At 65.7% G+C, this 24,454-nt stretch carries 19 protein-coding genes; 14 read left to right on the top strand and 5 right to left on the bottom strand.

Annotated elements, in window-relative coordinates; genetic code table 11:
* The first annotated feature begins 9 nt into the window (after positions 1-9).
* The 12 genes from ACFZAI_RS08080 (at position 10) to ACFZAI_RS08025 (ending at position 13,472) form a co-directional block, all read left to right on the top strand.
* Complete coding sequence (locus ACFZAI_RS08080; protein WP_391566446.1) at positions 10-987, top strand: PDR/VanB family oxidoreductase; 978 nt, start codon at positions 10-12, stop codon at positions 985-987.
* A 31-nt stretch (positions 988-1,018) separates the two neighbouring features.
* The gene (locus ACFZAI_RS08075; RefSeq protein ID WP_391566445.1) at positions 1,019-2,338 is read left to right on the top strand and encodes an aromatic ring-hydroxylating dioxygenase subunit alpha; all 1,320 of its coding nucleotides are present in this window, start codon (positions 1,019-1,021) and stop codon (positions 2,336-2,338) included.
* Positions 2,335-2,826 carry an aromatic-ring-hydroxylating dioxygenase subunit beta gene (locus tag ACFZAI_RS08070; RefSeq protein ID WP_391566444.1) on the top strand — a complete coding sequence of 164 codons (492 nt, stop codon included), beginning with the start codon at positions 2,335-2,337 and terminating at the stop codon, positions 2,824-2,826. The genes ACFZAI_RS08075 and ACFZAI_RS08070 overlap by 4 nt, the downstream gene beginning before the upstream one ends.
* A 9-nt stretch (positions 2,827-2,835) precedes the next feature.
* A complete protein-coding gene (locus ACFZAI_RS08065) occupies positions 2,836-4,470 on the top strand; it encodes an AMP-binding protein (RefSeq protein WP_391566443.1) in 1,635 nt (544 codons plus the stop codon).
* Entirely contained in the window at positions 4,467-5,636 is a 1,170-nt protein-coding gene (locus ACFZAI_RS08060; protein WP_391566442.1) for a thiolase family protein, read from the top strand. Before ACFZAI_RS08065 ends, ACFZAI_RS08060 begins: the two co-directional genes overlap by 4 nt.
* Positions 5,633-6,874 (top strand): SDR family NAD(P)-dependent oxidoreductase, encoded by a 1,242-nt coding sequence (locus tag ACFZAI_RS08055; protein WP_391566441.1) that lies wholly within the window; start codon positions 5,633-5,635, stop codon positions 6,872-6,874. The genes ACFZAI_RS08060 and ACFZAI_RS08055 overlap by 4 nt, the downstream gene beginning before the upstream one ends.
* 68 nt (positions 6,875-6,942) lie before the next feature.
* Positions 6,943-7,728 (top strand): cyclase family protein, encoded by a 786-nt coding sequence (locus ACFZAI_RS08050; protein ID WP_391566440.1) that lies wholly within the window; start codon positions 6,943-6,945, stop codon positions 7,726-7,728.
* Positions 7,729-7,763: 35 nt separating this feature from the next.
* Positions 7,764-8,492, top strand: a complete 729-nt coding sequence (locus ACFZAI_RS08045; RefSeq protein ID WP_391566439.1) for an SDR family NAD(P)-dependent oxidoreductase — start codon at positions 7,764-7,766, stop codon at positions 8,490-8,492.
* A gap of 176 nt (positions 8,493-8,668) precedes the next feature.
* Positions 8,669-9,820, top strand: a complete 1,152-nt coding sequence (locus ACFZAI_RS08040) for an ABC transporter substrate-binding protein (RefSeq protein WP_391566438.1) — start codon at positions 8,669-8,671, stop codon at positions 9,818-9,820.
* Between the two features lie 18 nt (positions 9,821-9,838).
* Positions 9,839-10,879: a branched-chain amino acid ABC transporter permease gene (locus tag ACFZAI_RS08035; RefSeq protein WP_391566437.1), complete on the top strand. Its 1,041-nt coding sequence runs from the start codon at positions 9,839-9,841 to the stop codon at positions 10,877-10,879.
* The gene (locus tag ACFZAI_RS08030) at positions 10,876-12,672 is read left to right on the top strand and encodes an ATP-binding cassette domain-containing protein (protein ID WP_391566436.1); all 1,797 of its coding nucleotides are present in this window, start codon (positions 10,876-10,878) and stop codon (positions 12,670-12,672) included. Before ACFZAI_RS08035 ends, ACFZAI_RS08030 begins: the two co-directional genes overlap by 4 nt.
* The gene (locus tag ACFZAI_RS08025) at positions 12,669-13,472 is read left to right on the top strand and encodes an ABC transporter ATP-binding protein (RefSeq protein ID WP_391566435.1); all 804 of its coding nucleotides are present in this window, start codon (positions 12,669-12,671) and stop codon (positions 13,470-13,472) included. The genes ACFZAI_RS08030 and ACFZAI_RS08025 overlap by 4 nt, the downstream gene beginning before the upstream one ends.
* On the opposite strand, the gene ACFZAI_RS08020 is transcribed toward ACFZAI_RS08025, so the two are convergent.
* Positions 13,437-14,372, bottom strand: a complete 936-nt coding sequence (locus ACFZAI_RS08020) for a glycosyltransferase family 2 protein (protein WP_391566434.1) — start codon at positions 14,370-14,372, stop codon at positions 13,437-13,439. The genes ACFZAI_RS08025 and ACFZAI_RS08020 overlap by 36 nt on opposite strands.
* Positions 14,373-14,595: 223 nt before the next feature.
* On the opposite strand from ACFZAI_RS08020, the gene ACFZAI_RS08015 reads away from it, so the two are divergent.
* Complete coding sequence (locus tag ACFZAI_RS08015) at positions 14,596-15,564, top strand: LysR substrate-binding domain-containing protein (RefSeq protein ID WP_391566433.1); 969 nt, start codon at positions 14,596-14,598, stop codon at positions 15,562-15,564.
* A gap of 97 nt (positions 15,565-15,661) precedes the next feature.
* On the opposite strand, the gene ACFZAI_RS08010 is transcribed toward ACFZAI_RS08015, so the two are convergent.
* From ACFZAI_RS08010 to ACFZAI_RS07995, 4 genes are all read right to left on the bottom strand, one after another.
* Entirely contained in the window at positions 15,662-15,790 is a 129-nt protein-coding gene (locus tag ACFZAI_RS08010; protein ID WP_006226408.1) for a hypothetical protein, read from the bottom strand.
* Between the two features lie 249 nt (positions 15,791-16,039).
* Positions 16,040-16,972: a sugar kinase gene (locus ACFZAI_RS08005; RefSeq protein ID WP_391566432.1), complete on the bottom strand. Its 933-nt coding sequence runs from the start codon at positions 16,970-16,972 to the stop codon at positions 16,040-16,042.
* Positions 16,965-17,612 carry a bifunctional 4-hydroxy-2-oxoglutarate aldolase/2-dehydro-3-deoxy-phosphogluconate aldolase gene (locus ACFZAI_RS08000; protein ID WP_391566431.1) on the bottom strand — a complete coding sequence of 216 codons (648 nt, stop codon included), beginning with the start codon at positions 17,610-17,612 and terminating at the stop codon, positions 16,965-16,967. The genes ACFZAI_RS08005 and ACFZAI_RS08000 overlap by 8 nt, the downstream gene beginning before the upstream one ends.
* A 22-nt stretch (positions 17,613-17,634) precedes the next feature.
* A complete protein-coding gene (locus ACFZAI_RS07995; RefSeq protein ID WP_391566430.1) occupies positions 17,635-18,420 on the bottom strand; it encodes an IclR family transcriptional regulator in 786 nt (261 codons plus the stop codon).
* Between the two features lie 240 nt (positions 18,421-18,660).
* Here ACFZAI_RS07995 and uvrA point away from each other — a divergent pair, with 240 nt between their 5' ends.
* Entirely contained in the window at positions 18,661-24,453 is a 5,793-nt protein-coding gene (gene uvrA, locus ACFZAI_RS07990) for an excinuclease ABC subunit UvrA (protein WP_391566429.1), read from the top strand.
* Position 24,454 lies beyond the last annotated feature (1 nt).

The raw sequence follows: 24,454 nt of genomic DNA, 5'->3' as shown, positions 1-24,454 counted from the left end.
ACAAACGCCGTGCAGACACTGAAACTCATCATCCGCGAAGTCCGGCAAGAGTCGCCGCTGATCCGATCCTTCCGTCTGGCCCGTGAAGACGCCGGCCCCCTGCCCGCCTTCGGCCCCGGCGCGCACCTGAAGGTAACGGTGCCGGGCTTGCGCGAACCGCGCTGCTATTCGCTGGTGCAATTGGCGCCGCAAGCCAACCACTTCGCCGAACCCCAGGAATACCGGCTGGGTGTGCGGCTGGAAGAAACCAGCCAGGGCGGATCGCGCCACATGCATGGGCTCGCCGAAGGCGACACGCTTAGCGTCGAAGGCCCCAAGAACGATTTCCCGCTGCATGAATCGCCAGCGGGCGACGAGCCCGTAGTGCTAATCGCCGGCGGCATCGGCATCACTCCGGTGGCGTCCATGGCCGCCGCGCTGAAGGCCGCCGGCCGCGACTTTCATCTGCACTACTGTGGCCGCAGCAAAGATCAGCTGGCCTTCCTGCCCGAGCTTGAAGCGCTGGCGGGCGACGCCCTTTCTGTCCACGCCGACGACGACCCCGCCAGCCGCTTCGACCTGCAAGCGTTGCTGGCTGCGTCATCGCCGCGCCAGCACCTGTACGTGTGCGGTCCCAAGGGCCTGATCGACGCCGTCATCGCAGGCGCCAAGGCCCGCCATTGGCCGGATGCCCATGTTCACTTCGAACTCTTCGCCACCGCCGCGGCGCAAGCTGGCGACCAGCCCTTTGAAGTCGAACTGCGCCAGTCCGGCCGCACGCTGACCATTCCCGCCGACAAGACCATCGTCGACGTCATGGAAGAAGAAGGCTGCGACCCGATGTACGACTGCAAGCGCGGGGAATGCGGCGTCTGCCAGGCGACCGTGCTGGAAGGCGAACCCGATCATCGCGACTACTACCTCTCGGACACCGAGAAGGCCAGCGGCAAGATCATCCAGATCTGCATCTCGCGCGCAAAGTCGGCGCGCCTGGTGCTGGACCTGTAAGGCCGCCGGCCCCGACGACAAGGAAGCGACCATGGCCAAATACCGCGACAACCCCGACGCCATCCGCGCCCTGCTGCGCGACACGGAAGTCCACAAGGACCTGTTCATCGACCAGGAACTGTTCGACCTGGAAATGGAGCGCCTGTACGCCAACACCTGGGTCTACGTCGGTCACGACAGCCAGGTGCCGAACAACGGCGACTACATCACCACCACCGTCGGCAACCAGCCCGTGGTGATGGTGCGCCATAGCGACAAGACCGTGCGCGTGCTGCACAACCGCTGTCCGCACAAGGGCACGATGGTGGCGGGCGAGGCCTGCGGCAACACCGGCAAATTCTTCCGCTGCCCCTACCACGCCTGGACGTTCAAGACCGACGGCAGCCTGCTGTCGATTCCGCTGAAGAAAGGCTACGAGAACACGGGCCTGGAAAACTGCGAAGCCAGCCAGGGCATGGCGGCCGTCAAAGACGTGAAGAACCATCGCGGCTTCGTGTTCTGCCGCCTGAACCCCGAGGGCCAGTCGTTCGAAGATTTCTTCGGCGCATCCTTGTCCACGCTGGACAACATGGTTGACCGCTCGCCCGAAGGCCGGCTGGAAGTGGCTGGCGGCGTGCTGCGCTACATGCACCGCTGCAACTGGAAGATGCTGGTCGACAACCAGACCGACACCTGCCACCCGATGGTGGCGCATGAATCCTCAGCCGGCACCGCCGTGAAGGTGTGGGAACAGGCGCCGGAAGGCACGCCCAAACCGATGGCGGTGGAACTGTTCGCACCCTTTATCTCGCCGTACGAATTCTTCGAGAACATGGGCATCCGCGTGTGGGAAAACGGCCACGGGCATACCGGCGTGTCGGACTCCATCCACGCGTCGTATTCGGGCGTGCCGGGTTACTGGGATTCGATGGTTGAAGCCTATGGCGAGGAACGCGCCAAGCAGATTCTGGGCGACGTGCGCCACAACACCGTGTACTTCCCCAACATCATGGTGAAGGGCCCGATTCAAACATTACGCATCTTCAAGCCCATCGCCGCCGACCGCACGCTGGTGGAATCGTGGACGTTCCGCCTGGTGGGCGCACCCGACCTGCTGCTGGAACGCACGCTCATGTACAACCGGCTGATCAACGCGCCCACGTCCGTTGTCGGCCATGACGATCTGGAAATGTACGAACGCGCGCAAGACGGTTTGCATTCGCGTGCGCGCGACTGGGTCAACGTGGGCCGGCTGTATACGCCGGATGAAGCTGGCCAGAAGAACGTCACCACCAACGGCACCAACGAATGGCAGATGCGCAACCAGTACCGCGCATGGGGCCGCTACATGACCGGACCGGAGTCGGTATGAGCGCAAGCGACCGCGAGCTGATTGATTTTGTCTACGCCGAAGCGCGCCTGCTGGACGAGCTGCGCTTTGAAGACTGGCTGAACCTGTACACCGACGACGGCTACTACTGGATGCCGCTGGCGCATGGCCAGACCGATCCGAAGCTGCATGCCTCGCTGATGTACGAAGACAAGCTGCTGCTGCGCGTGCGCGTGGAACGGCTGGCCGGCCAGCGCACGTTTTCGCAACAGCCCAAGAGCCGTTGCCATCACCTGCTGCAAGCGCCCACCGTGGAACACGGCCACCCGGACGCCGCGCCCAACGAAGGCCGCCACGTGGTGCGCACCGCCTTTCACTACGTCGAAACCCGGCAGGACACGCAGACGCTGTTTGCCGGCTGGGCCACGCACCACCTGGTCGAGCAGAACGGCGCGCTGCGCATCCGCTTGAAGCGCGTTGACCTCGTCAATTGCGACGCCGCCTTCGGCAACATCCAACTGTTCATGTAGGAGCGGCTTGTGAGCACCACCGTCCATCAGGCTTTCAGCGACACCGCCGCCCGTTACGGCGCCCAGCCCTTTCTGTGCATCCTGCCGGAAACCGCTGACGTCTACGGCATCCGCGCCGGCGAACTCAGCTACGCCCGCGCGGCCGACGCCATCGGCACCCTGCGCGCCGCCTATGCCCAAGCGGGCTATGGCCACGGCCATCGCGTGGGGCTGCTGCTGGAGAACCGCCCGTCGTTCTTTCTGCATTGGTTCGCGCTGAACGCGCTGGGCGTATCGGTTGTGCCGATCAACCCCGACCTGCGCGCGGCTGAACTCGAATACCTGACCGGCCACTCCGAGATCGCCCTGGCCGTCGCCCTGCCCCACCGTCATGCTGACCTGATGGCCGCTGCGCAACGCGCGGGCCGCCCATTGCGCGTGATGGGTCCGGACGACGCGCCGCCCGCCGCGCCCTTTGCCGCGCCGCTGGGCGATACCGCGCCTACCGAACTGACCGAGTGCGCGCTGCTGTACACGTCTGGCACCACCGGCCGGCCCAAGGGCTGCATCCTGCCCAACCGGTACTTCCTGCACGCAGGCGGCTGGTATGCGCGCATTGGCGGCCTGGCCGCGCTGCGCCCCGGCCAGGAACGCATGCTGACCCCGCTGCCGCTGGTGCACATGAACGCGATGGCGTATTCCGCCATCGCGATGGTGCTGACCGGCGGCTGCCTGATTCCGCTGGATCGCTTCCATCCCAAAACGTGGTGGAACAGCGTGCGCGACTCCGGCGCCACCGTGCTGCATTACCTGGGCGTCATGCCCGCGATTCTGATGAAGGCCGCGCCGTCGGACGACGACTTGCAGCCCGCCATCCGCTTTGGTTTCGGCGCAGGCGTAGACCGCAAGCTGCATGCGCCCTTTGAAGCGCGCTTCGGCTTCCCCTTGCTGGAAGCCTGGGCCATGACCGAAACCGGCGCGGGCGCCGTCATCATCGCCAACCAGGAACCGCGCCACATTGGCACCAGCAGCTTTGGCCGCGAAGAAAACGACGTCGAGGTGCGCATCGTGACCGACGCCGGCCAGCCCGCCGCCGTGGGCGAACATGGTGAACTGCTGGTCCGCCATGCGGGCGACGACCCGCGCTACGGCTTCTTTGCCGGCTATCTGAAAGACGAAGCCGCAACCGATGAAGCCTGGCAGGACGGCTGGTTCCACACGGGCGACATCGTCCGCCGCGAAGCCGACGGGGCGCTGCGCTTCGTAGACCGCAAGAAGAACGTGATTCGCCGCAGCGGTGAAAACATTTCGGCTGTGGAAGTGGAAAGCGTGCTGATGCAGCATCCGCTGGTCAAAGCCGTGGCGGTGGCCGCCGTGCCAGACCCGGTGCGCGGCGACGAAGTGCTGGCCTGCGTGGTGCCTGAAACCCTGCCCGCCGGCGACGCCGCCATGGCGGACGCCGCCCGCGGCATCGTGCAGTGGTGCCTGGAACAGCTGGCGTACTACAAGGCGCCCGGCTACGTGGCCTTTGTAGACAGCCTGCCGCTTACCACCACCAACAAGATCCAGCGCGGGGAAATGAAGGCGCTTGCGCCCACCCTGCCCGGCACCGCGCGCTGCGTCGACACCAACGCCATGAAAAAGCGCCAGGAGTCTGCCCAATGAGCCGCCTGGGCTACGACGGCATCGTGGCGGCGCTGCCCGTCACGATTCCGTATGAGCGCTATTCCACCCATGCCGCGCATTGGTGGCTAGGCCGCGCGCTGGGCGCGCTGATCCGGCAGTCCGGCGTGGCCAAGACCGATGTCGACGGCTTGTGCGTGTCCAGCTTCACGCTGGCGCCCGATACCGCCGTGGGCCTCGTCCAGCACTTGGGCATGAGCCCGCGCTGGCTGGACCACATCCCCATGGGCGGCGCAAGCGGCGTGGCCGCCCTGCGCCGCGCCGCGCGCGCCGTGCAGGCGGGGGACGCAAACATCGTGGCCTGCATTGCGGGCGACACCAACCACGTGGACTCGTTTCGCAACACCGTCAGCCAGTTCTCGCGCTTTGCGCAAGACGCCGTCTACCCCTATGGCGCGGGCGGGCCGAACGCCAGCTTCGCCTTGCTGACGGCCAACTACATGCGCACCACCGGCGCCACGCGCGAAGACTTCGGCAAGCTGTGCGTGGCCCAGCGCGACAACGCCTTGCGCTATCCGCACGCGCTGATGAAAAAGCCTCTGAGCTTGCAGCAGTACCTGGACGCGCGCGTCATCACCGACCCGATCCACCTGTTTGACTGCGTGATGCCCTGCGCGGGCGCCGACGCGTTTCTGGTCATGCGCGAAGAACAGGCGCGCGCGCTGAACCTGCCCTACGCCCGCATCCGCGCCACCATCGAACGCCACAACGCCTGGATCGACGACCCGATCCAGACGCGCGGCGGCTGGACCATGGACGTGGACGAGCTCTACGGCCAAGCCAACGCCACACCCGCCGACATGGACTTCCTGCAAGCCTATGACGACTACCCCGTCATCAACCTGATGCAGATGGAAGACCTGGGCTTCTGCGAAAAAGGCGCTGCGCCGGCGTTCATCCGCAAGCACACCTTCACCGTGGACGGCAGCTTCCCCTTCAACACCAACGGCGGGCAATTGTCGGTGGGCCAGGCGGGCGCCGCGGGCGGCTACCTGGGCTTGATCGAAGCCTTGCGCCAACTGACCGGCACGGCAGGCGGCACGCAAGTGGCTGACGCCCGCATCGGCCTGGTCAGCGGCTTCGGCATGATCAATTACGACCGCGGGCTGTGCACCGCCGCGGCCATTCTGGCAAGGAGCGACGCATGACCGAGCCGCTAGCCAAGCCGCCCCGGAAGAATCCGGTGGCGCGCACCCGCCAGCCCACGCTGCCGCCGGGCTCGCGCAGCCGCGCCGCGCTGGGGCTGACCGCCGCCGCCGCCGAAGGCCGCTTTGATCTTCAGACCTGCGCCGACTGCGGCGCGGTGCAGTATCCGCCGCGCGAAGTCTGCGGCCATTGCCTGTCCGAACACCTGCCCTGGAAGCCTGCCGACCCGAACGGCGTGCTGCTCGTCAGCACCACCCTGCATCACAGCAACGACCTGTACTTCCGCGAACGCCTGCCGTGGCGCGTCGGCACCGTGCGCATGGACGCCGGCCCGTCGGTGGTGGCCCATGTGCACCAAGACTGCGCCGATGGCGCCCGCGTGCGGCTGACGCTGAAGCTGGACCGCAGCGGCCAGGCCGTGATGATCGCTCTGCCAGAAAGGAATACCCCGAACATGGAAGACGACAAGACCCTGCGCGAAACCTCGTGCGACCCGAAGTTCCGCCGCGCGCTCGTCACCGATGGCAAATCCGCGGTGGGCAATGCCGTGGCGCGCGCCCTGCTGGATGCGGGCTGCCCCACGGTGTTCGTGGGTGACCCGCAAACCTGGAAGCGCGACGCAGCGTTTGACGCGCTGGCCGCCGACCCGCGCGTGCAGACGGTGACGCTGGACGTCACCGACACCGATTCCGTCGAACGCGCAGCGGCTTCCATCGGCGGCAAGGTCGAGATCCTGGTGAACACGGCCGACCTGGAACGCGAAGGCGGCCTGATGGGCCGCAAGGACGTGAACACCGCGCGCGACGCGCTGGACGTCAACGTGCTGGGCCTGATGCGGCTGGCGCAAGGCTTCGGCCCCGCACTATGCGGCCGCGCCGCCGATGGCGTGAACAGCGCCACGGCCTGGGTCAACGTGCTGTCCATTTACGCGCACATGAACCTGCCGTCGCGCGGCATGTGGTCGGCCTCGCAAGCCGCCGCCTTGTCGCTGACGCAATGCCTGCGCGCGGAAATGCGCGGCGCGGGCGTGCGGGTGGTGAACGTGTTCCCCGGGCCGGTCGACCACGAATGGGAACAGCGCACGCCCCCGCCGCGCGTGGCCCCGTCCGCCATTGCCGCCGCCATCGTGCGCGCCTTGAAGGATGGCGTTGAAGACGTTTATGTCGGCGACGTGGCGCAGGAATTCCGCGCGCGGCTGGCCGAAAACCCCAAGGGACTGGAACGGGAACTGGGCGCCTGACGGCGCCGGCCCGACACCCCGCCGCTGCCCACGCACGACCCCCAACACGAATCAAGAGGAGCAACAGCATGAGCCAGAACATACTTGCCCAATTCATGACGGAACTTGCGTCCGGGCGCATCGGCATCGTGGACCTGACCGAGACGCTGACGCCGGAATTCCCCACCATCGTGCTGCCTCCTGAATTCGGCCAGGCGTGGCCGTTCCGCATCGAGGAAATCTCGCGCTACGACGAGCGCGGCCCGGCCTGGTACTGGAACAACTTCTCGTGCTCGGAACACACTGGCACGCACTTTGACGCGCCCGCCCATTGGGTCACCGGCAAGGACCAGCCCGACAACACCGTCGACACGATCCCCATCGACGCCTTCATCGCCAGCGCCTGCGTCATCGACTGTTCCGCCGAGGCCCGCGACAACCCCGACTTCCTGCTCACCATCGACTTCGTCAAGCAGTGGGAAGCGCAGCACGGCCGCATCCCCGCGCGCTCGTGGGTGCTGATGCGCACCGACTGGTCCAAGCGCGCCAAGCCCGCCGAATACCTGAACCTGCAAGCCGACGGCGCGCACTCGCCCGGCCCCGACGCCGACGTTGTGCCCTGGCTGATCAAAGAGCGCGATGTGCACGGCTTCGGCACGGAATCCGTGGGCACGGATGCGGGCCAGGCCCAGCATCTGGACCCGCCCTACCCCTGCCACTACTACATGCACGGCAACAACCGCTACGGCCTGCAATGCCTGACGAATCTGGATCAGCTGCCGCCGACGGGCGCGGTGATCTTCTCGGCGCCGCTGAAGATCCGCAGCGGTTCGGGCAGCCCCCTGCGCGTGCTGGCGCTGGCGCCCAAGGCCTGACCGGCACGTCTGCCGAACTCCAACCAAGGACACGCATGACACATACGAACGTAGCGCTGGTCACCGGCGGCAGCGCCGGTATCGGCGCCGAAATCTGCCGCAGCATGCTGGATGCGGGCTACGAAGTGATTTCGATGGCGCGCCGCGCCGCTGACTTCACCCACCCGCGCCTGCACAACATGCAGGTGGACCTGCTGGACGCTGACGCCACCGCGCAAGCCGGCCAGGAAGCCGCGTCCCAATTTCCCATCAGCCACGTTATCCACAACGCGGGCGTCATCTGGCCGAACCTGCTGCCGCAAGTCACGCAGGAAGAGCTGCACGGGCTGACGCAGATTCACCTGGGTGCGGCGATCAGCCTGGTCCAGGCCGCGTTGCCCGGCATGCAGGAACGCCATTTCGGCCGCATCGTGATGATGTCTTCGCGTGGCGCGCTGGGCCTGCCCACCCGCACTGCGTACTCGGCCACCAAGGCTGGCATGGTCGGCATGGCGCGCACGTGGTCGCTGGAGCTTGCGCCCTACGGCATCACGGTCAACGTGGTGGCGCCCGGCCCGATCCAGACGGACATGTTCTACGAAGTGATCGAACCCGGCAGCGAACGCGAAAAGCAGCTGGCCAATGGCATTCCGGTCAAACGCCTGGGCCGCTCGGACGATGTGGCGCGCGCCGTGATGTTCTTTGCGGACCCGGCCAACAGCTTCGTCACCGGCCAGACCTTGTTTGTGTGCGGTGGCGCCAGCGTCAGTTCCATCACCATCTGAGCGGGCGTGTCCACCGTCTGTCGTCGGGTTTTAACGGATAGGTAAGCATCTGTACCACGTCTACAGTGCTCATCCTTGAGGGTTAGAGATTTTAAGCAACAAGTAATTCCTGCTGTTCCTGTTTTCTCCGCTTTTCAGCCGCACTCCCACTCTGCTCCCTATCCGGAGGTTTTGCCATGCTGTCGAAGAAACTCCCCCTGGCTGCTGCCGCCGCCGTCGCCGCCCTGTTCGCCCTGCCCGCGCTGGCGCAAGTCAAAGTGGGCGTCGTCACGTCGTCCACCGGCCCCACCGCGCTGGTGGGCATTCCGCAAAAGAACACGGTGCCGCTGCTGCCCAAGAAGATCGGTGACCTGACCGTCGAGTACATCTCGCTGGACGACGCCAGCGATTCGACCAACTCGGTCACCGCCTTCAAGAAGCTGATTTCGGAGCAGAACGTGGACGCGCTGATCGGCCCGTCGGGTTCGCCCAACGCCATGGGCGTGATCCAGTTCGCCGCGGAAGCGGGCGTGCCGATGCTGGCGCCCGTGGGCACGGCGGCGGTCGTGCTGCCGATGAACGATCAGAAGAAGTGGGTGTTCAAGACCACGCAGAACGACGACATCATCGCCCGTGCGCTGGTGGACCACATGGCCAAGAACGGCATCAAGACGGTGGGCTTCATCGGCTTGAACGACCCGTATGGCGAAAATTGGTACAAGGTTTTCTCGGGCCTGGCCACCGAGAAAGGCATCAAGGTCACCGCCAACGAACGCTATCTGCGCTTTGACAGCTCGGTCACGGGCCAGGCCTTGAAGATTTTGGCCGCCAAGCCCGACGCCGTGCTGGTCGCCGCCCCGGGTGCGGCCAGCGTGCTGCCGCAGGCCACGCTGTTCGATCAGGGCTACAAGGGCAAGTTCTACCAAACCCACGGCGCGGCCCTGCCCGACTTCCTGAAGCTGGGCGGCAAGAAGGTTGAAGGCACGGTGCTGGCCGCCAGCCTGATGCTGGTGCTGCCGGAAATGCCGGACAGCAACCCGTCCAAGAAAGTCGCCAGCGACTACATCGCCGCGTACGAAAAGCTGAACGGCTCCAAGCCCGCCACCTTCGGCGCCAACGTCTATGACGCCGGCCTGCTGTTGGAAAAGGCCGTGCCGATTGCAGAAAAGGCCGGCAAGCCGGGCACCAAGGAATTCCGCAGCGCCTTGCGCGACGCGCTGGAACAGACCAAGGAGCTGGTCGGCACGCAAGGCGTCTACAACATGAGCGCCGCTGACCACAGCGGCTTCGATGACCGCGGCCGCGAACTCATCACCGTCAAAGACGGCAACTGGACGCTCGTGAAGTAACGGCTTGGACTTTTTCGCATGAATGCTCAGATCGCCTTGATACTTGGGCAGGACGGCATCACCAACGGCGCGATCTATGCGTTGTTGGCGTTGTCGATCCTGCTGGTCTTTACCGTTACCCGCGTGCTGTTCATCCCTCAGGGCGAGTTCGTCGCCTTCGGTGCGCTGACCATGGCGGCCATCCAGGCCGGTAAACCCGTGCTGCTGGTCTGGCTGCTGCTGGCGTTCGCGCTGGCCGAAGCCGCCGCCGACCTGATGGCGCGGGCCAAGCGCCCTGGCCGCAACCGCGGCCTGTGGCGCATTGGCGTCAAGGTGATCTATCCGCTGATTCTGGCGGGCCTGCTGTACCAGTTGCCGCTGGCGCAATTGCCGATGGCGGTTCAAGCCTTGCTGACGCTGCTGCTGGTGGTGCCGATGGGGCCGCAGCTATATCGCTTGTTCTACCAGCCCATCGCGTCGGCTTCCACGCTGGTGCTGCTGATCGTGTCCATTGCCGTGCACCTGGCGCTGGTGGGCCTGGGGCTGCTGGCCTTTGGCGCCGAGGGCGCGCGCACCGCGCCGTTTTCCGACGCCAGCCTGGCGCTGGGGCCCATCAACGTCAACAGTCAGGCGCTGTGGGTGGTGGCGGTGTCGGCGGTGCTGATCGTGGTGCTGTACCAATTCTTTGAACGCTCGATGTACGGCAAAGCCCTGCGCGCCGCGGCGTTCAACCGGCTGGGCGCGCGGCTGATGGGCATTTCGCCCATTTTCGCGGGCCGCGCCACCTTCTTCCTGGCCGCGCTGATCGGCACGGTGTCGGGCATTTTGATCGCCCCCATCACCACCATGTATTTCGATTCAGGCTTCATGGTCAGCCTGAAGGGCTTCGTGGGCGCCATCATCGGCGGGCTGGTCAGTTATCCGCTGGCGGCGGGCGGCGCCATTCTGGTGGGCCTGATCGAAGCGTTCTCGTCGTTTTACGCCAGCGCCTACAAAGAAATCATTGTGTTCACGCTGATCATCCCCGTGCTGCTCTGGCGCTCGTTGAAAAGCCATCACGTCGAGGAAGAAGACGAATGAACCCGCGCATCATCCTCTTCGTATTTCTGGCGCTGCTGGCGCTGGGGCCGCTGGCCTTGCCGCCGTTTTATGTGACCTTGCTGAACTACATCGGCCTGTACGCGCTGGTGGCGCTGGGTCTGGTGCTGTTGACGGGCGTGGGCGGGCTGACCAGCTTTGGCCAGGCCGCGTTCGTGGGCGTGGGCGCCTACACCACCGCGCTGCTGACAACCCGCGCCGACACTCTGCCCAGCTGGCTGGCCTGGCTGGGCGCATCGCCGTGGCTGACGCTGCTGGCCGGGCTGGTGCTGACGCTGGTGATCGCGTACTTGCTGGGCGCCATCACGCTCAAGCTGTCGGGCCACTTCCTGCCGCTGGGCACCATTGCATGGGGCTTGTCGCTGTACTTCGCCTTCGGTTCCGTGGAAGGGCTGGGCGGGCACACCGGCATTCCGGACATCCCCGCTATCAACCTCTTCGGCTGGTCGTTGAACCAGGGCGAAAACATCTATTACCTGATCTGGGCGTTCCTGCTGGTGGCGGTGTGGTCCACGCAAAACCTGCTGGACTCGCGCGAAGGCCGCGCCATCCGCGCGCTCAAGGGCGGGCGCGTCATGGCGGAATCCATGGGCGTGGACACGGCGCGTTCGCGCATGGTGATCTTCATCATCGCGGCGTTGCAGGCCTGCGCGTCGGGCTGGCTGTATGCGCACATGCAGCGCTTCGTGAACCCCAACCCGTTCGGTTTGCAGATGGGTATCGAATACCTGTTCATGACCGTCATCGGCGGCGCGGGCCAGGTCTGGGGCGCGCTGGTCGGTGCGGGCGTATTCACCGTGCTCAAGCAATGGCTGCAAGACTGGATGCCCAAGCTGCTGGGCCAGACGGGCAACTTTGAAGTCATCGTCTTTGGCTTTGGCATGGTGCTGTTGCTGCACCGCGCCCGCAGCGGTTTGTGGCCGGTGCTGACCCGCTGGGTGCCGGTCAAGAAGGCCGTGCGCCACGTGGACATGAACGCCGAGCCGCTGCCGCGCAAGCCCATGCCGGCGCGCGGCGAGGTGGTGCTGAAGGCCGTGGACGTGACGCGCAAGTTCGGCGGCCTGGTCGCCAACAACGCGATGAACCTGGAGATACGCGCGGGCGAAATCCTGGCGCTGATCGGCCCGAACGGCGCGGGCAAGAGCACGATGTTCAACCAGATATCTGGCGTGGACACGCCCACGTCGGGCCAGGTGACGCTGTTGGGCGAATCGGTGGCGGGCGCGGGCGCGCGCAAGATTGCGCGGCTGGGGTTGTCGCGCACGTTCCAGCATGTGCGCCTGCTGGGCCGCATGAGCGTGCTGGAAAACGTCGCCATCGGCGCGCACCTGCGCGGGCATCGCGGCGTGCTGCCCGCGGCGTGGCGCATGGACCGGCCCGAAGAAGCGCGCCTGCTGGCCGAAGCCGCGCGTCAGGTCGAACGCGTGGGCCTGGGCAAGCATCTGCATGACGAAGCGGGCTCGCTGGCGCTGGGCCAGCAGCGCATTCTGGAAATCGCGCGCGCGCTGGCCTCCGACCCGTGCATCCTGCTGCTGGATGAACCCGCGGCCGGGCTGCGCTATCAAGAAAAGTGCGAGCTGGCCGAGCTGCTGAAGAAACTGCGCGCCGAAGGCATGGCCATCCTGCTGGTCGAGCACGACATGGATTTCGTGATGGGCCTGGTGGACCGCGTGGTGGTGATGGACTTCGGTGAAAAGATCGCCGAAGGCTTGCCCGCCGAAATCCAGAACAACCCCGCAGTGCTTGAAGCGTATCTGGGCGGAGTGGACGAATGAGCACGAACCTGCTGGAAGTGCGCGACCTGCGCGTGGCCTACGACAAGGTGGAAGCCGTGTCGGGCGTGAGCCTGGCGGTGGGCGAAGGCCAGATCGTGACGGTGATCGGCCCGAACGGCGCGGGCAAGACAACCTTGCTGTCCGCCATCATGGGCGTGCTGCCGTCCACCGGCCACATCACGTTCGGCGGCAAGGCGCAAGAACATGCCGAGATCGAAGAGATGGTGGCGGCCGGCATGAATCTGGTGCCGGAGAAGCGCGAACTCTTTGCCGAAATGACGGTGCAAGACAACCTGATGCTGGGCGCGTTCCACCGCTTCCGCAGCGGCCTGCGCGATCAGGACAAGACGCTGGCGGAGGTCTACGACCTGTTTCCCCGCCTGAAGGAACGCCATGCCCAGTTGGCCGGCACCCTGTCGGGCGGTGAACGCCAGATGCTGGCCGTGGGCCGCGCGCTGATGGCCAAGCCCCGGCTGCTGATGCTGGACGAACCCAGCCTGGGCCTGGCGCCGCGCATCGTGCGCGAGGTGTTCCGCATCGTGGCGCGGCTGCGCGAGATGGGCGTATCCATTTTGCTGATCGAACAGAACGCCCGCGCCGCGCTGCAAGTGGCCGACTACGCCTATGTGCTGGAGACGGGCGCCGTCACGTTGGAAGGCCCGGCGGCGGAAGTCGCCGTAGACCCGCGCGTGGTCGAGGTGTACCTGGGCTTAGGCCACGGCGCGGCCCAAGGCGCATCGGGCAACGCCGGCAACCACGGCGGCTCAGGCCACCCCACGCCGCCGGTCGCGGCGGTATAGCGCATAGCCGACGGGCCACATCGCCGCCACCATGAAGGTCGCGACGGGGTTCGTCAGCTTGTAGGCCTGCACGGCGGTCGGCACGCCGGAGTGCTTCAGGTGCAGGCGGAAACGCGTGTAGCGCGCCGCCGCCATGATGAATTCGCGCGGCCGGAAGCGGAAGAATTCCAGGTGATGTTGCAGCATGTCCCACGCCAGCAGGTACAGGCCCTGCGCGTTGTTGGACACGGACACGGCGCCCTGGCTCAAGCCGCCCGGCGTGTCGTGATAGGTGCGCACGACACGGTTGATGAAGCGGCTGAGATAGCCCGCGCGCGCTACCGCCCACCACACCAGGCTTTCCGGCACGAAGCCCGCCACGTCTTCAGGAAAGGGATATTTCCTGAGGATGTCGGTGCGCATACAGCCGAATTTTTCGCCCTTGATGCGATAGCGGAAGTACACGTCCACCGCCGTGCTGTCGAATACGTCTTGCGGATAGCGGTCGCCCACGATGCTGCCGTCGGGGCGGGCGCACAAGCCCGTGATCGCCACATAGGAATCGCGGCGCGCAGGCGGGATGGCGTCCCAGGCGTCCTTGAAGGTGGCCAGCGCATCGGGCGGCATCTCGTCGTCGCTATCCAGGCCCACAATCATCTGGCCCTGCGCTTCACGCACGCCACGGTTGAAGGCGGTTTTCTTGTGCTGGTTGTTCTGCCAGATATAGCGGATGGGAAAATCGGCGCGCGTCTGCCAATCCAGAATGGCTTCGTGGGTGTTGTCGGTGGAGCCGTCGTCCACCACCACCCATTCGAAATCCCGGAATGTCTGCCGCGAGAGCGATTCATACACCCGGTGCAGCGTGCCCGCCCGGTTGTAGGTGGGCGTAAGTACGGTGAAAAACGTTGGTGTATCGGTCATGCCTGCTATGCCCCTTTGCGATCTCCGTGACACCGCTGCGGTCTTGGTCTGTCTGTTTTCGCCTGAAGTGTAGGGGATATGCCCCCGCTAACCGATGCCATCCCATTCGAATTTGCAATCAAATCTGACAACACGTGCATTATTCAGGCGAAATTGCGCAGGTTTGTGCATTGGGCGGCAAGCGGGACTGGCGTAAACTCGTGCGGCCCAAACCGGAATGCCTATGGAAGCTTCAACCGTCCAGCTCAATGACATCGCCTTGTTCGTCGAGGTTGCCAAGCGCAAGAGCTTCAGCCTGGCGGCCCGCGCGCTGGACATGCCCACGTCCACGCTGTCTCGCCGCATCAATGAACTGGAACGCGCCATCGGCCTGCGGCTTATCAACCGCAATACGCGCCGGCTGGACCTGACCGAAGCGGGCGCGGCGTACATGCGCCGCTGCCAGGGGCTGATCGACGAAGCGCGTCTCGCGCACGAACAATTGCTGTCGCTGTCCGGCGGCCCGTCCGGTAATTTGCGGGTGTCGATGCCCTATAGCCTGGCGATCTGGCTGCTGCCGGAAACCATCAACGACTTCACCGACCGTTATCCCGATGTCGAATGCGAGTTCGACCTGAGCATGATGACGGCGTCCGATGCGCAAGGCACGCCGTTCGACGTGGTGCTGCGCTTTGGCCGCAATTCAGACTTTCCGGTGGCCACGCTGGATACCGGCAACGGCAATGGCAACGGCGGCGGCGCCACGCGGCCCGATGGCGCGGTGGTGCAGGAGCTGGTGTCGCTGGACAACTATCTGTATGCGTCCGACCGCTATCTGGAACGCCACGGCGAACCCAAGACGCCCGCCGACCTGAGCCAGCATCAATGCCTGCGCACAACGATTGACGACGCGCATTCCCACTGGACGCTGCACAACGGGTCGGTCACCGAAGTGGTGCCGGTCAGCGGCCACCTAGCCGCCAACAACATGAGCATTGCAGGCACGCTGGCCGGGTTGGACCTGGCCATTACGCGGATGCCCCACTGCCAGGCGCTGGACCCGATCATCAAGCGCAATTCACTGCGGCGCGTATTGCCGGGCTGGTCGGTGGACCCGATCTCGATTTATGTGATCTACCCGTCAAGCATCCAGCCGGCAAAAACCCGGGCGTTCATGGATTTCATCAAGCCGAAGCTGGGGCCGGCGGTTTAGGCGGAACAATGGGGTGATGGACCCACGCCCCCAAACCCAATAAAAAAATCCCCGCACAGCTTGCGCCATGCGGGGATTTTTCAGATCAGGGAGTTGATTAGACGCGCTTGATCTTTTCCAGCATCTTGAAAACACCCTTGGGCGACTTGACGAACAAGCGCTTGAAGGCCTTGCCCAGGCAACGGCGTTCCAGGGTGTTACGACGCACGCGTTTGCGTTCTGCCATGTTGATTCTCCTGTTGAATTTGCGGAAAAAATATCCCGCACAACCGGTAATCGGGCTGGCGGAAAAATTGGGTAACTTGGCATTTTAGCCTGAAATTCACAGGCGGCGCCAATGGCGGGAAATCGGGGGCCTAAATTGCCTCGCGACAATCCGTCCCCAAAATTTATAACGCCCTCCCCGCCCTCACTCCGCCCTCACTCCGCCCTCACTCCGCCCTCACTCCGCCCTCACTCCGCCCTCACTCCGCCATCACTGCGCCAGCGACTTCAGCCTTGCCAAAACCTGCTCGGTGCGAGGCAACGGGTCCACCGCGCCGTAGCCCAAGGTGGACAAGGCCGCCGCCGCATTCGCGTAGCGCACCGCGTCTTCCCAGGAATCGCCCTGGCAGCGCCGGGCCAGCAGGCTGCCGGCGAAACAGTCGCCCGCCCCCGTGGCGTCTACCGCGTCCACGCGCAACGCGGCGACCGGCGTGCGCGTTTTGCCGTCGTCAATGATGGAGCCGTCTTTGCCCAGCTTCAGCACCACCACGCCCGCCGCGCCGCCATCGCGAATCCAGTCCAGCGTGCGTTCGGGGTCGTCGTTGCCGGTCAGGTGCTGCATGTCGTCCATGCTGGGCAGAAACAGGTCGGCCTCGCGCATGGTTTCGCGCAAGATGGCGCGCGCCCGGTCTACCGGCCACAGGCGCAGGCGCAGGTTCGAATCCAGGCTGACCTGCGCGCCCGCCGCATGGGCGCGTTCGATGGCGGCGAAAACCGTATCGCAGGCGCTGGTGCTGATCGCCATGCTGATGCCGGACACGTGCAGGAACTGGCTGCGTTCGATGAGCCCGCTATCCAGCAAGGCTGGCGTCATCAGGCTGGCGGCGGAGCCCCGGCGCAGGTAGCTGAACGCATGGCCGTCAGGGCCGTGCTGCACAAAATACAGGCCGGTGTGGGCATCGTCATCGCGCTGCACGCCTTGGGTGTCGACCCCTTCCGAAGCCCACAAGTCCAGGAACTGCGCGCCAAAGGCGTCATTGCCCACGCGCGTCAGGTAGGCGCAGCGCGCGCCCTGCCGGGCCGCGGCGATGACGGCATTGGACGTGTCGCCGCCAAAGCCTTGCAGATATTGCAGTTGGCCCTTGTGCGTCTGGTTCATCTCGACCAGTGGTTCGCCCAGCGCGACGATATCGAAGTCAGCCATGCGCGGCCTCGCGGGTACGGGTGATCTGGGCCACCAGCGCGGCGGTGTCGCGCGCGGCGAAGGCGGCCTTGTCATAGAGGTTACTGCCGATGCCCACCAGCCCGGCGCCGGCGGCGAAGTACGAGGCCATGTTGTCCTGCGTGATGCCGCCCGTGGGGCAGAAGATCGTGTCGGGGTAAACCGATTTCAGCGCGGCCAGGTGCTTGGGGCCGCCGGTGTCGGCGGGAAACACTTTCACCACGTCCACGCCCGCGCGGCGCGCGGCCAGCACTTCGGTGGGGGTGAACGCGCCCAGCAGGCAGAGCGCGTCGGCGGCGTGCGCCATGTCGACGATGTCGGTGGCCAGCGCGGGCGACACCAGGAAGTCGGCGCCCGCCACCAGGGCCTCGCGCGCCTGGGTGTCGTCCAGCACGGTGCCCACGCCCAGCAGCAGGCTGGCGCCGTGCTTGTCGCGCAGCGCGCGCACCAGGTCGGTTACGCCGGGAATCGTCCAGGTCAGTTCCAGCGTGGTGCAGCCGGCCGCCACGGCGACTTCAGCGGCATAGGCGGCGGTGGCCGCGTCCGTATAGCGCAGCACGGGCACGACCCGGGCGGCCAGCAGGGCGGAGAGCTTTGAGGCGATGGGAGCGGAAGCAGTCATGGAATTCCTCTGTGGCGAACGGTCAGACGCCGCCGGACGATGCCGGCAGGACGGCAAGTTTGGCTGCGGCGGCGTCGCGCAGCCGCAGCAAGGGATCGATATACGCGGCTTGCGGGTCGTCTTGCCGCCGGAACAGCAAGGTGCTGACGCTGACGCCCGCCACCGGCCTGCCCGCGGCGTCGCACAGCGCCACGCCGTAGCAGACGATGCCGGCTTCATTTTCCTCGTTGTCCATGGCATAGCCACGACGGCGTGCCTCGTCCAGCACGGTGCGCAGCGCAGGCAGGCTGGTGACGGTGCCGGGCATGCGGGCCGGCAGCGCCAAATCGCGCAGCAGGCGTTCGCGGGCGGCGTCGTCCAGCGCGGCCAGATAGGCCTTGCCGACCGCGCTGGAATGCAGCGCCACCGATGACCCCACGCGCGACACCATGCGCACCGGGCCGGGGCTTTCCAGCTTGTCGATATAGATCATTTCGTGGCCGGCCGGCACCGCCAGATGCACGGTTTCGCCGGTGGCGTCGCGCAGCGCCTGCAAGTCGGGCGCCAGGGCCGCACGCAGGTCAAATTGCGACCAGGCGCGGCTGGCCAGCGACATCAGGCGGGTGCCCAGGCGGTAGACGCCGCCCGATTCCGCCACCATGCCCTGCTCGGCCAGCGCCGCCACGATACGGTAGACCGTGGGGCGCGGATAGCCGCAGGTGCGCGCCAGCAGCGCGGCCGTGGGCGGCTCGGGCGCGTCGGCCACCGCCTGCAACACGGTCATGAATTTAGCGAACGCCGCAGCGCCCGCGACCTTGGTTTCCAACAAGAACGTCCCCAAATGATGACAATCTGCCATCAACAATGCCCGCAGAGATTTCCTAAGGCAATCAGCACGAATGTCAGACGAATCTGCGATACTGTTTATTTGTACAGCTGCACGGCCTATATTTGTCCATATTATGGACTCGTGCCTCACAATATAGGCAATTATTCCATATCGCCGCGCTTGGAACCAGCGAAGGGTTATCGCTCGGGCAGGCGCCTACCTCAGGCTACGATACCGTCCATGAGCTCCCAAATCCGCATCGTTGGCGCACGCCAGAACAACCTCAAAAACCTGGACCTGACTCTCGCCACCGGCGAATTGGTCGTTGTGACCGGCGTGTCGGGGTCCGGCAAAAGTTCGCTGGCGTTTGACACGCTGTACGCCGAAGGCCAGCGCCGCTACGTGGAAACCTTCTCGCCCTATGCGCGCCAGTTTCTGGACCGCATGGACAAGCCGCAGGTAGACCGCATCGAAGGCATTTTGCCGGCCATCGCCATCGACCAGACCAACCCTGTGCGCAGCTCGCGCAGCACGGTTGGCACGATGACCGAACTGAACGACCACCTGAAGCTGCTGTTCGCCCGGGGCGCCCGGCTGTACTGCCGCGGCTGCGGCAAGCTGGTGCGCCGCGACACGCCCGATTCCATCTACCACTCGCTGGCCGAACGCGCGGCGGTCGCGGGCGACCCGCGCCTGGTCGTGACCTTTCCCATCGCCGTGCCCGCCAACTTCACCGAAGACGAAGTGCGCGGCTTTCTTGAGCAGCAGGGTTACACCCGCGTGCATGCCGAGGAAACGGCGGTGCCACGCGCCACCGCCGCCAAAAGCGCGAAAGCCGCCAAGGGCGCCAAGAAGGGCAAGGCCGCCAAGGACGCGGGCGAAGAACGCCGCATTCTGCACGTCATTCAAGACCGCTTCCGTTTTGCCGGCACCGAGCGCGAACGCGTCATGGAAGCGCTGGACACCGCGCTGCGCATGGGCGCCGGGCATCTGGCCGTCTACGTCGTGAACGCCGACGGCGACAACGCCGACATCTGGAAATACAGCGACCGCCTGCACTGCGCCGACTGCAACATCGAATACACCGACCCGCTGCCCAGCAGCTTCTCGTTCAATTCGCCGCTGGGCGCCTGCGAGGCCTGCCGCGGTTTCGGCCGCGTGATCGGCATCGACTTTGGCCTGGTCATCCCCGACGAAAACAAGACGCTGCTGGAAGGCGCGATCAAGCCGTGGACCACGCCGTCTTATAAGGAATGCCAGGACGAGCTGCAAAAGTACGCGCCGCGCGCGGGCGTGCCGCTGGGCGTGCCATGGAAAAGCCTCTCTGAAGAACACAAGCGCTGGGTGCTGTACGGCACGCCCGACTGGAAGGGCGGCAACGACGCCTGGAAACACCAGTGGTATGGCGTGCAGCGCTTTTTCGACTGGCTGGAAACCAAGGCCTACAAGATGCACGTGCGCGTGCTGCTGTCGAAATACCGCAGCTACACGCCCTGCCCCACCTGCAACGGCGCGCGCCTGAAACCCGACGCGCTGCTGTGGCGCCTGGGCACGAAAGAAGAAGCCGACACGGTGCTGCCGCCGGAAGACGGCCGCTACCAGCGCTTCATGCCGGTCGGCGCCAACTGGACGCGCGATCAGCTGAACCACATCGGCGGCTTGTCTATCCATGACGTGATGCTGCTGCCCATCGAACGAGTGCGCCGCTTCTTCGATGCGCTGTCGTTCTCGGGCGCGCTGGACGCGGCCACCGATCTGCTGATGACGGAAGTGCGCGCGCGCCTGAAGTTCCTGTGCGATGTGGGCCTGGGCTACCTGACGCTAGACCGCCAGAGCCGCACGCTGTCGGGCGGTGAAGTGCAGCGCATCAACCTGACCACCGCGCTGGGCACCTCGCTCGTGAACACGCTGTTCGTGCTGGACGAGCCGTCCATCGGCCTGCACCCGCGCGACATGCATCGCGTGGTGGAAGTCATGCACCGGCTGCGCAACGCCGGCAACACGCTGGTGGTGGTGGAGCATGATCCGCAAGTGATGGTGGCCGCCGACCGCATCATCGACATCGGCCCCGGCCCCGGCGAACGCGGCGGCTACATCGTCTTTGACGGCACCCCCAAGCAACTGCGCGCGGCCGACACGCTGACCGGCAATTACCTGGGCGGCCGCCAGCGCGTGGAAGCGCCCCGCCCCATGCCGGTGGCGGCGAACACGCCGCGCCTGCTGCTGGAAGGCGTCAACGCGCACAACCTGAAAAACGTGTCGGTTGAGCTGCCGCTGGGCCGCCTCGTCTGCGTGACGGGCGTGTCTGGTTCGGGCAAGTCCACGCTGGTGCAAGACGTGCTGTATCCCGCGCTGCTCAAGCAAAAAGGCAAGCCGTCGGAAGCGCCCGGCGCGTTTGACCGCCTGCTGGGCGCCGAGCAAATCGCCGACGTGGTCATGGTGGACCAGACCCCGATCGGCAAGACGGCGCGTTCCAACCCCGCCAGCTACGTGGGCGCCTTTGACGCCATCCGCAAGCTGTTCGCCCAGGCCCCGCTTGCGCGCGAACGCGCCTACACGGCCGGCACGTTCAGCTTCAACGGCGGCGACGGCCGCTGCCCGACTTGCGGCGGCACCGGGTTTGAACACGTCGAAATGCAGTTCCTGTCCGACGTCTACCTGCGCTGCCCGGATTGCGACGGCAAGCGTTTCCGCCCCGAAGTGCTGGAAGTGCGCGTCGAACACCTGGGCAAGAGCGCGTCCATCGACGAAGTGCTGGCCATGACGGTCAGCGAAGCGCTGGACTTCTTCAAGGGCCTGCGCGACGTCCAGACCGGCCTGGCGCCGCTGGCCGACGTGGGCCTGGAATACGTGCGGCTGGGCCAGCCCGTGCCGACGCTGTCAGGCGGCGAGGCGCAGCGCCTGAAGCTGGCCGGCCACTTGGCCGAAGCCGCCCGCAGCGGCATTTCCACCGCCAAGGTCGCCAAGAAGGGCAGCCTGTTCCTGTTCGACGAACCCACCACCGGCCTGCACTTTGACGACGTCGCGCGGCTGATGCGCGCCTTCCGCAAGCTGCTGGCGGCCGGCCACACACTGCTGGTCATCGAACACAACCTGGACGTGATCCGCGCGGCCGACTGGCTGATCGACCTGGGCCCCGAAGGCGGCGACGCCGGCGGCCTGGTGCTGGGCGTGGGCACGCCGCAGGACCTGATGGACAACCCCAAGTCCCACACCGGCGCCGCGCTGCGCGATTACGAGGTCAGCATCCTGCCGGCTGACGTGGTTGTGACCAGCGACGCCGATGCGCAGGAAGCCGAGCAAGCCGGCCTGACCGCCCGCATCGCCGAACCGGTCGCGACCTACAACGACGCCGCCCTCGGCGCGGGCGACGGCACGCCGCTGCAATCCGTGATGCGCGCCCGCCGCCAGGGAAACATGGCGATCGAGATCCGCAACGCGCGCGAACACAACCTGAAGAACATCAGCGTCGAAATTCCGCACGACAAGTTCACCGTGATCACCGGCGTGTCCGGCTCGGGCAAGTCGACGCTGGCCTTCGACATTCTGTTCAACGAAGGCCAGCGCCGGTATCTGGAATCGTTGAACGCCTACGCGCGCGCCATCGTGCAGCCGGCCGGCAAGCCGGATGTGGACGCCATCTTCGGTATTCCGCCCACCGTCGCCATCGAACAGCGCACCAGCCGCGGGGGCCGCAAGTCCACCGTGGCCACCATGACGGAAATCCACCATTTCCTGCGCCTGCTCTATGTGAAGCTGGGCACGCAGTACTGCCCGGATTGCAACGTGGCCGTTGAACCGCAGAACACGGACCAGATCGTGGCCCGCCTGCTGCGCGACCACAAGGGCGAACACATTGGCCTGTTGGCCCCGCTGGTCACCGCACGCAAGGGCTATTACACGGACCTGGCCAAATGGGCCGGCTCCAAGGGCCATACGCATCTGCGCGTGGACGGCGAGTTCATTCCCGTGGCCCCGTGGCCGCGCCTGGACCGCTACAAGGAACACACCATTGAACTGCCCGTGGCGGACGTAGTGGTGGACCCGGCCAACGAAGCCGACCTGCGCGCGGCCGTGAAAAGCGCGCTGGAAAATGGCCAGGGCGTGATGTCGGTGGTGTGGCCGGTGAACAAGCTGCATGAAGCGCTGAACAGCGAATTGCAGCAACAGCATTTCTCGGTCAAGCGTGCGTGCCCGTCTTGCGGCACCAGCTTCCCCGAACCCGACCCGCGCTTGTTCTCGTACAACTCCAAGCACGGCTGGTGCACGGGCTGCTACGGCACGGGCCTGCAATTGCAGGGCTTTGACGAAGAACAGACCGGCGAAGAAACCGCCTGGAACGCGTGGTACGAAGGCGAGGCCAAGGCGTGCACGCAATGCGACGGGCAGCGCCTGAACCGCGTCGCGCGCGCCGTGCGCTGGCGCGATAAATCCATTGCTGAACTGGCGTCGTTGCCCGTGTCGGACGCGCACACGTTCTTCACCGGACTGGTGGCACGCGGCCGCGAAGGCGAAATCGCGCGCGACATCCTGACGGAAATCCGCGGCCGCCTGAACTTCATGCAGGAAGTGGGCCTGAACTATCTGGCGCTGGACCGCGCCGCGCCAACGTTGTCGGGCGGCGAAGCGCAGCGCATCCGCCTAGCCGCGCAGCTGGGTTCCAACCTGCAAGGCGTTTGTTACGTGCTGGACGAGCCCACCATCGGCCTGCACCCGCGCGACAACCGCATCCTGCTGGACGCGCTGGCGCGGCTGGAAGGCAACGGCAACACGCTGGTGGTGGTCGAACATGACGACGACACCATCCGCCGCGCGTCGCACGTCATCGACATCGGACCGGGCGCGGGCATCCGCGGCGGCCGTGTCGTGGCGCAAGGCACCGTGGAAGATGTGATGAACGCGCCGGAATCCGTCACCGGCCGCTATCTGAAGACGCCGCTTGCGCATCCGCTGCAAGGCCGCCGTCCGGTTGAAGCCGACACACCCATGATCGAAATTCGCGGCGCGCGCCTGCACAACCTGCGCAGCGTGGACGCCAAGATTCCGGTGGGCCGCCTCAGTGTGGTGACCGGCGTGTCCGGTTCCGGCAAGTCCACGTTGGCGCGTGAAGTGCTGCTGGACAACCTGACGCAAGCCGTGTCGCAAGGCAAGGCGCCCGGCTGGGCCGGCTGCGAAAGCATCAAGGGTTGGGAAGCCATCGACCGCGTGCTGGAAGTGGACCAGACCCCCATCGGCAAGACGCCGCGTTCGTGCCCGGCCACCTATGTGGGTTTCTGGGACGACGTGCGCAAGCAGTTTGCCGACACCCGCGAAGCCCGCATGCGCGGCTGGACGGCGGCGCGCTTCTCGTTCAACACCGGCGACGGCCGCTGCCCCATCTGCGAAGGCCAGGGCATGCGCACCATCGAAATGAACTTCCTGCCCGACGTGAAAGTGCCGTGCGACGCGTGCAATGGCGCGCGCTTCAACAGCGACACGCTCAGCGTGCAGATGCGCGGCAAGAACGCTGGCGAGCTGCTGTCCATGGAAGTGGACGACGCCATCGGCTACTTCGCGGCGCACCCGAAAATCCATCGTCCGCTGCAACTGATGCAGGACGTGGGCCTGGGGTACCTGACGCTGGGCCAGCCGTCGCCCACGCTGTCGGGCGGCGAGGCGCAGCGTATCAAGCTGGTCACCGAGCTATCCAAGGCGCGCCTGACCGATGGCCTGATCAAGACCGGCCGCGCCTCGCGCATTCCGCACACGCTGTACGTGCTGGACGAACCGACGGTGGGCTTGTCGATGGCCGACGTCGAAAAACTGATCCATGTGCTGCATCGTCTGGTGGAAGCCGGCAACACGGTGGTTGTGATCGAGCATAATCTGGACGTCATCGCCGAAGCCGACTGGCTGCTGGACCTGGGCCCCGAAGGCGGCACGGGCGGCGGCCAACTGGTTGCCGAAGGCTCGCCGGAACATGTGATGACCCTGGCCGACCACTCCCACACGGGGCGCGTCCTGACGGAATTCCTGGCACATCAACCGCAGTAGC

This window comes from Achromobacter sp. NPDC008082 (assembly GCF_042957345.1).
GTDB classification, from domain to species: Bacteria; Pseudomonadota; Gammaproteobacteria; order Burkholderiales; family Burkholderiaceae_B; genus Achromobacter; species Achromobacter kerstersii_A.
The sequence above is the reverse complement of the archived record's forward strand: the minus strand, read 5'-3'. Positions and strand labels throughout refer to the sequence as shown.

What these genes read in the sequence shown, in the direction of transcription:
- ACFZAI_RS08055 (WP_391566441.1), top strand. Translation starts at nt 5,633, where the DNA reads ATGACCGAGCCGCTAGCCAAGCCGCCCCGGAAGAATCCGGTGGCGCGC.
- ACFZAI_RS08005 (WP_391566432.1), bottom strand. Translation starts at nt 16,972, where the DNA reads ATGGCTGACTTCGATATCGTCGCGCTGGGCGAACCACTGGTCGAGATG.
- ACFZAI_RS08045 (WP_391566439.1), top strand. Translation starts at nt 7,764, where the DNA reads ATGACACATACGAACGTAGCGCTGGTCACCGGCGGCAGCGCCGGTATC.
- ACFZAI_RS08035 (WP_391566437.1), top strand. Translation starts at nt 9,839, where the DNA reads ATGAATGCTCAGATCGCCTTGATACTTGGGCAGGACGGCATCACCAAC.
- ACFZAI_RS08060 (WP_391566442.1), top strand. Translation starts at nt 4,467, where the DNA reads ATGAGCCGCCTGGGCTACGACGGCATCGTGGCGGCGCTGCCCGTCACG.
- ACFZAI_RS08075 (WP_391566445.1), top strand. Translation starts at nt 1,019, where the DNA reads ATGGCCAAATACCGCGACAACCCCGACGCCATCCGCGCCCTGCTGCGC.
- ACFZAI_RS08050 (WP_391566440.1), top strand. Translation starts at nt 6,943, where the DNA reads ATGAGCCAGAACATACTTGCCCAATTCATGACGGAACTTGCGTCCGGG.
- ACFZAI_RS08040 (WP_391566438.1), top strand. Translation starts at nt 8,669, where the DNA reads ATGCTGTCGAAGAAACTCCCCCTGGCTGCTGCCGCCGCCGTCGCCGCC.
- ACFZAI_RS08070 (WP_391566444.1), top strand. Translation starts at nt 2,335, where the DNA reads ATGAGCGCAAGCGACCGCGAGCTGATTGATTTTGTCTACGCCGAAGCG.
- ACFZAI_RS08030 (WP_391566436.1), top strand. Translation starts at nt 10,876, where the DNA reads ATGAACCCGCGCATCATCCTCTTCGTATTTCTGGCGCTGCTGGCGCTG.
- ACFZAI_RS08015 (WP_391566433.1), top strand. Translation starts at nt 14,596, where the DNA reads ATGGAAGCTTCAACCGTCCAGCTCAATGACATCGCCTTGTTCGTCGAG.
- ACFZAI_RS08010 (WP_006226408.1), bottom strand. Translation starts at nt 15,790, where the DNA reads ATGGCAGAACGCAAACGCGTGCGTCGTAACACCCTGGAACGCCGTTGC.
- uvrA (WP_391566429.1), top strand. Translation starts at nt 18,661, where the DNA reads ATGAGCTCCCAAATCCGCATCGTTGGCGCACGCCAGAACAACCTCAAA.
- ACFZAI_RS08025 (WP_391566435.1), top strand. Translation starts at nt 12,669, where the DNA reads ATGAGCACGAACCTGCTGGAAGTGCGCGACCTGCGCGTGGCCTACGAC.
- ACFZAI_RS08000 (WP_391566431.1), bottom strand. Translation starts at nt 17,612, where the DNA reads ATGACTGCTTCCGCTCCCATCGCCTCAAAGCTCTCCGCCCTGCTGGCC.
- ACFZAI_RS08020 (WP_391566434.1), bottom strand. Translation starts at nt 14,372, where the DNA reads ATGACCGATACACCAACGTTTTTCACCGTACTTACGCCCACCTACAAC.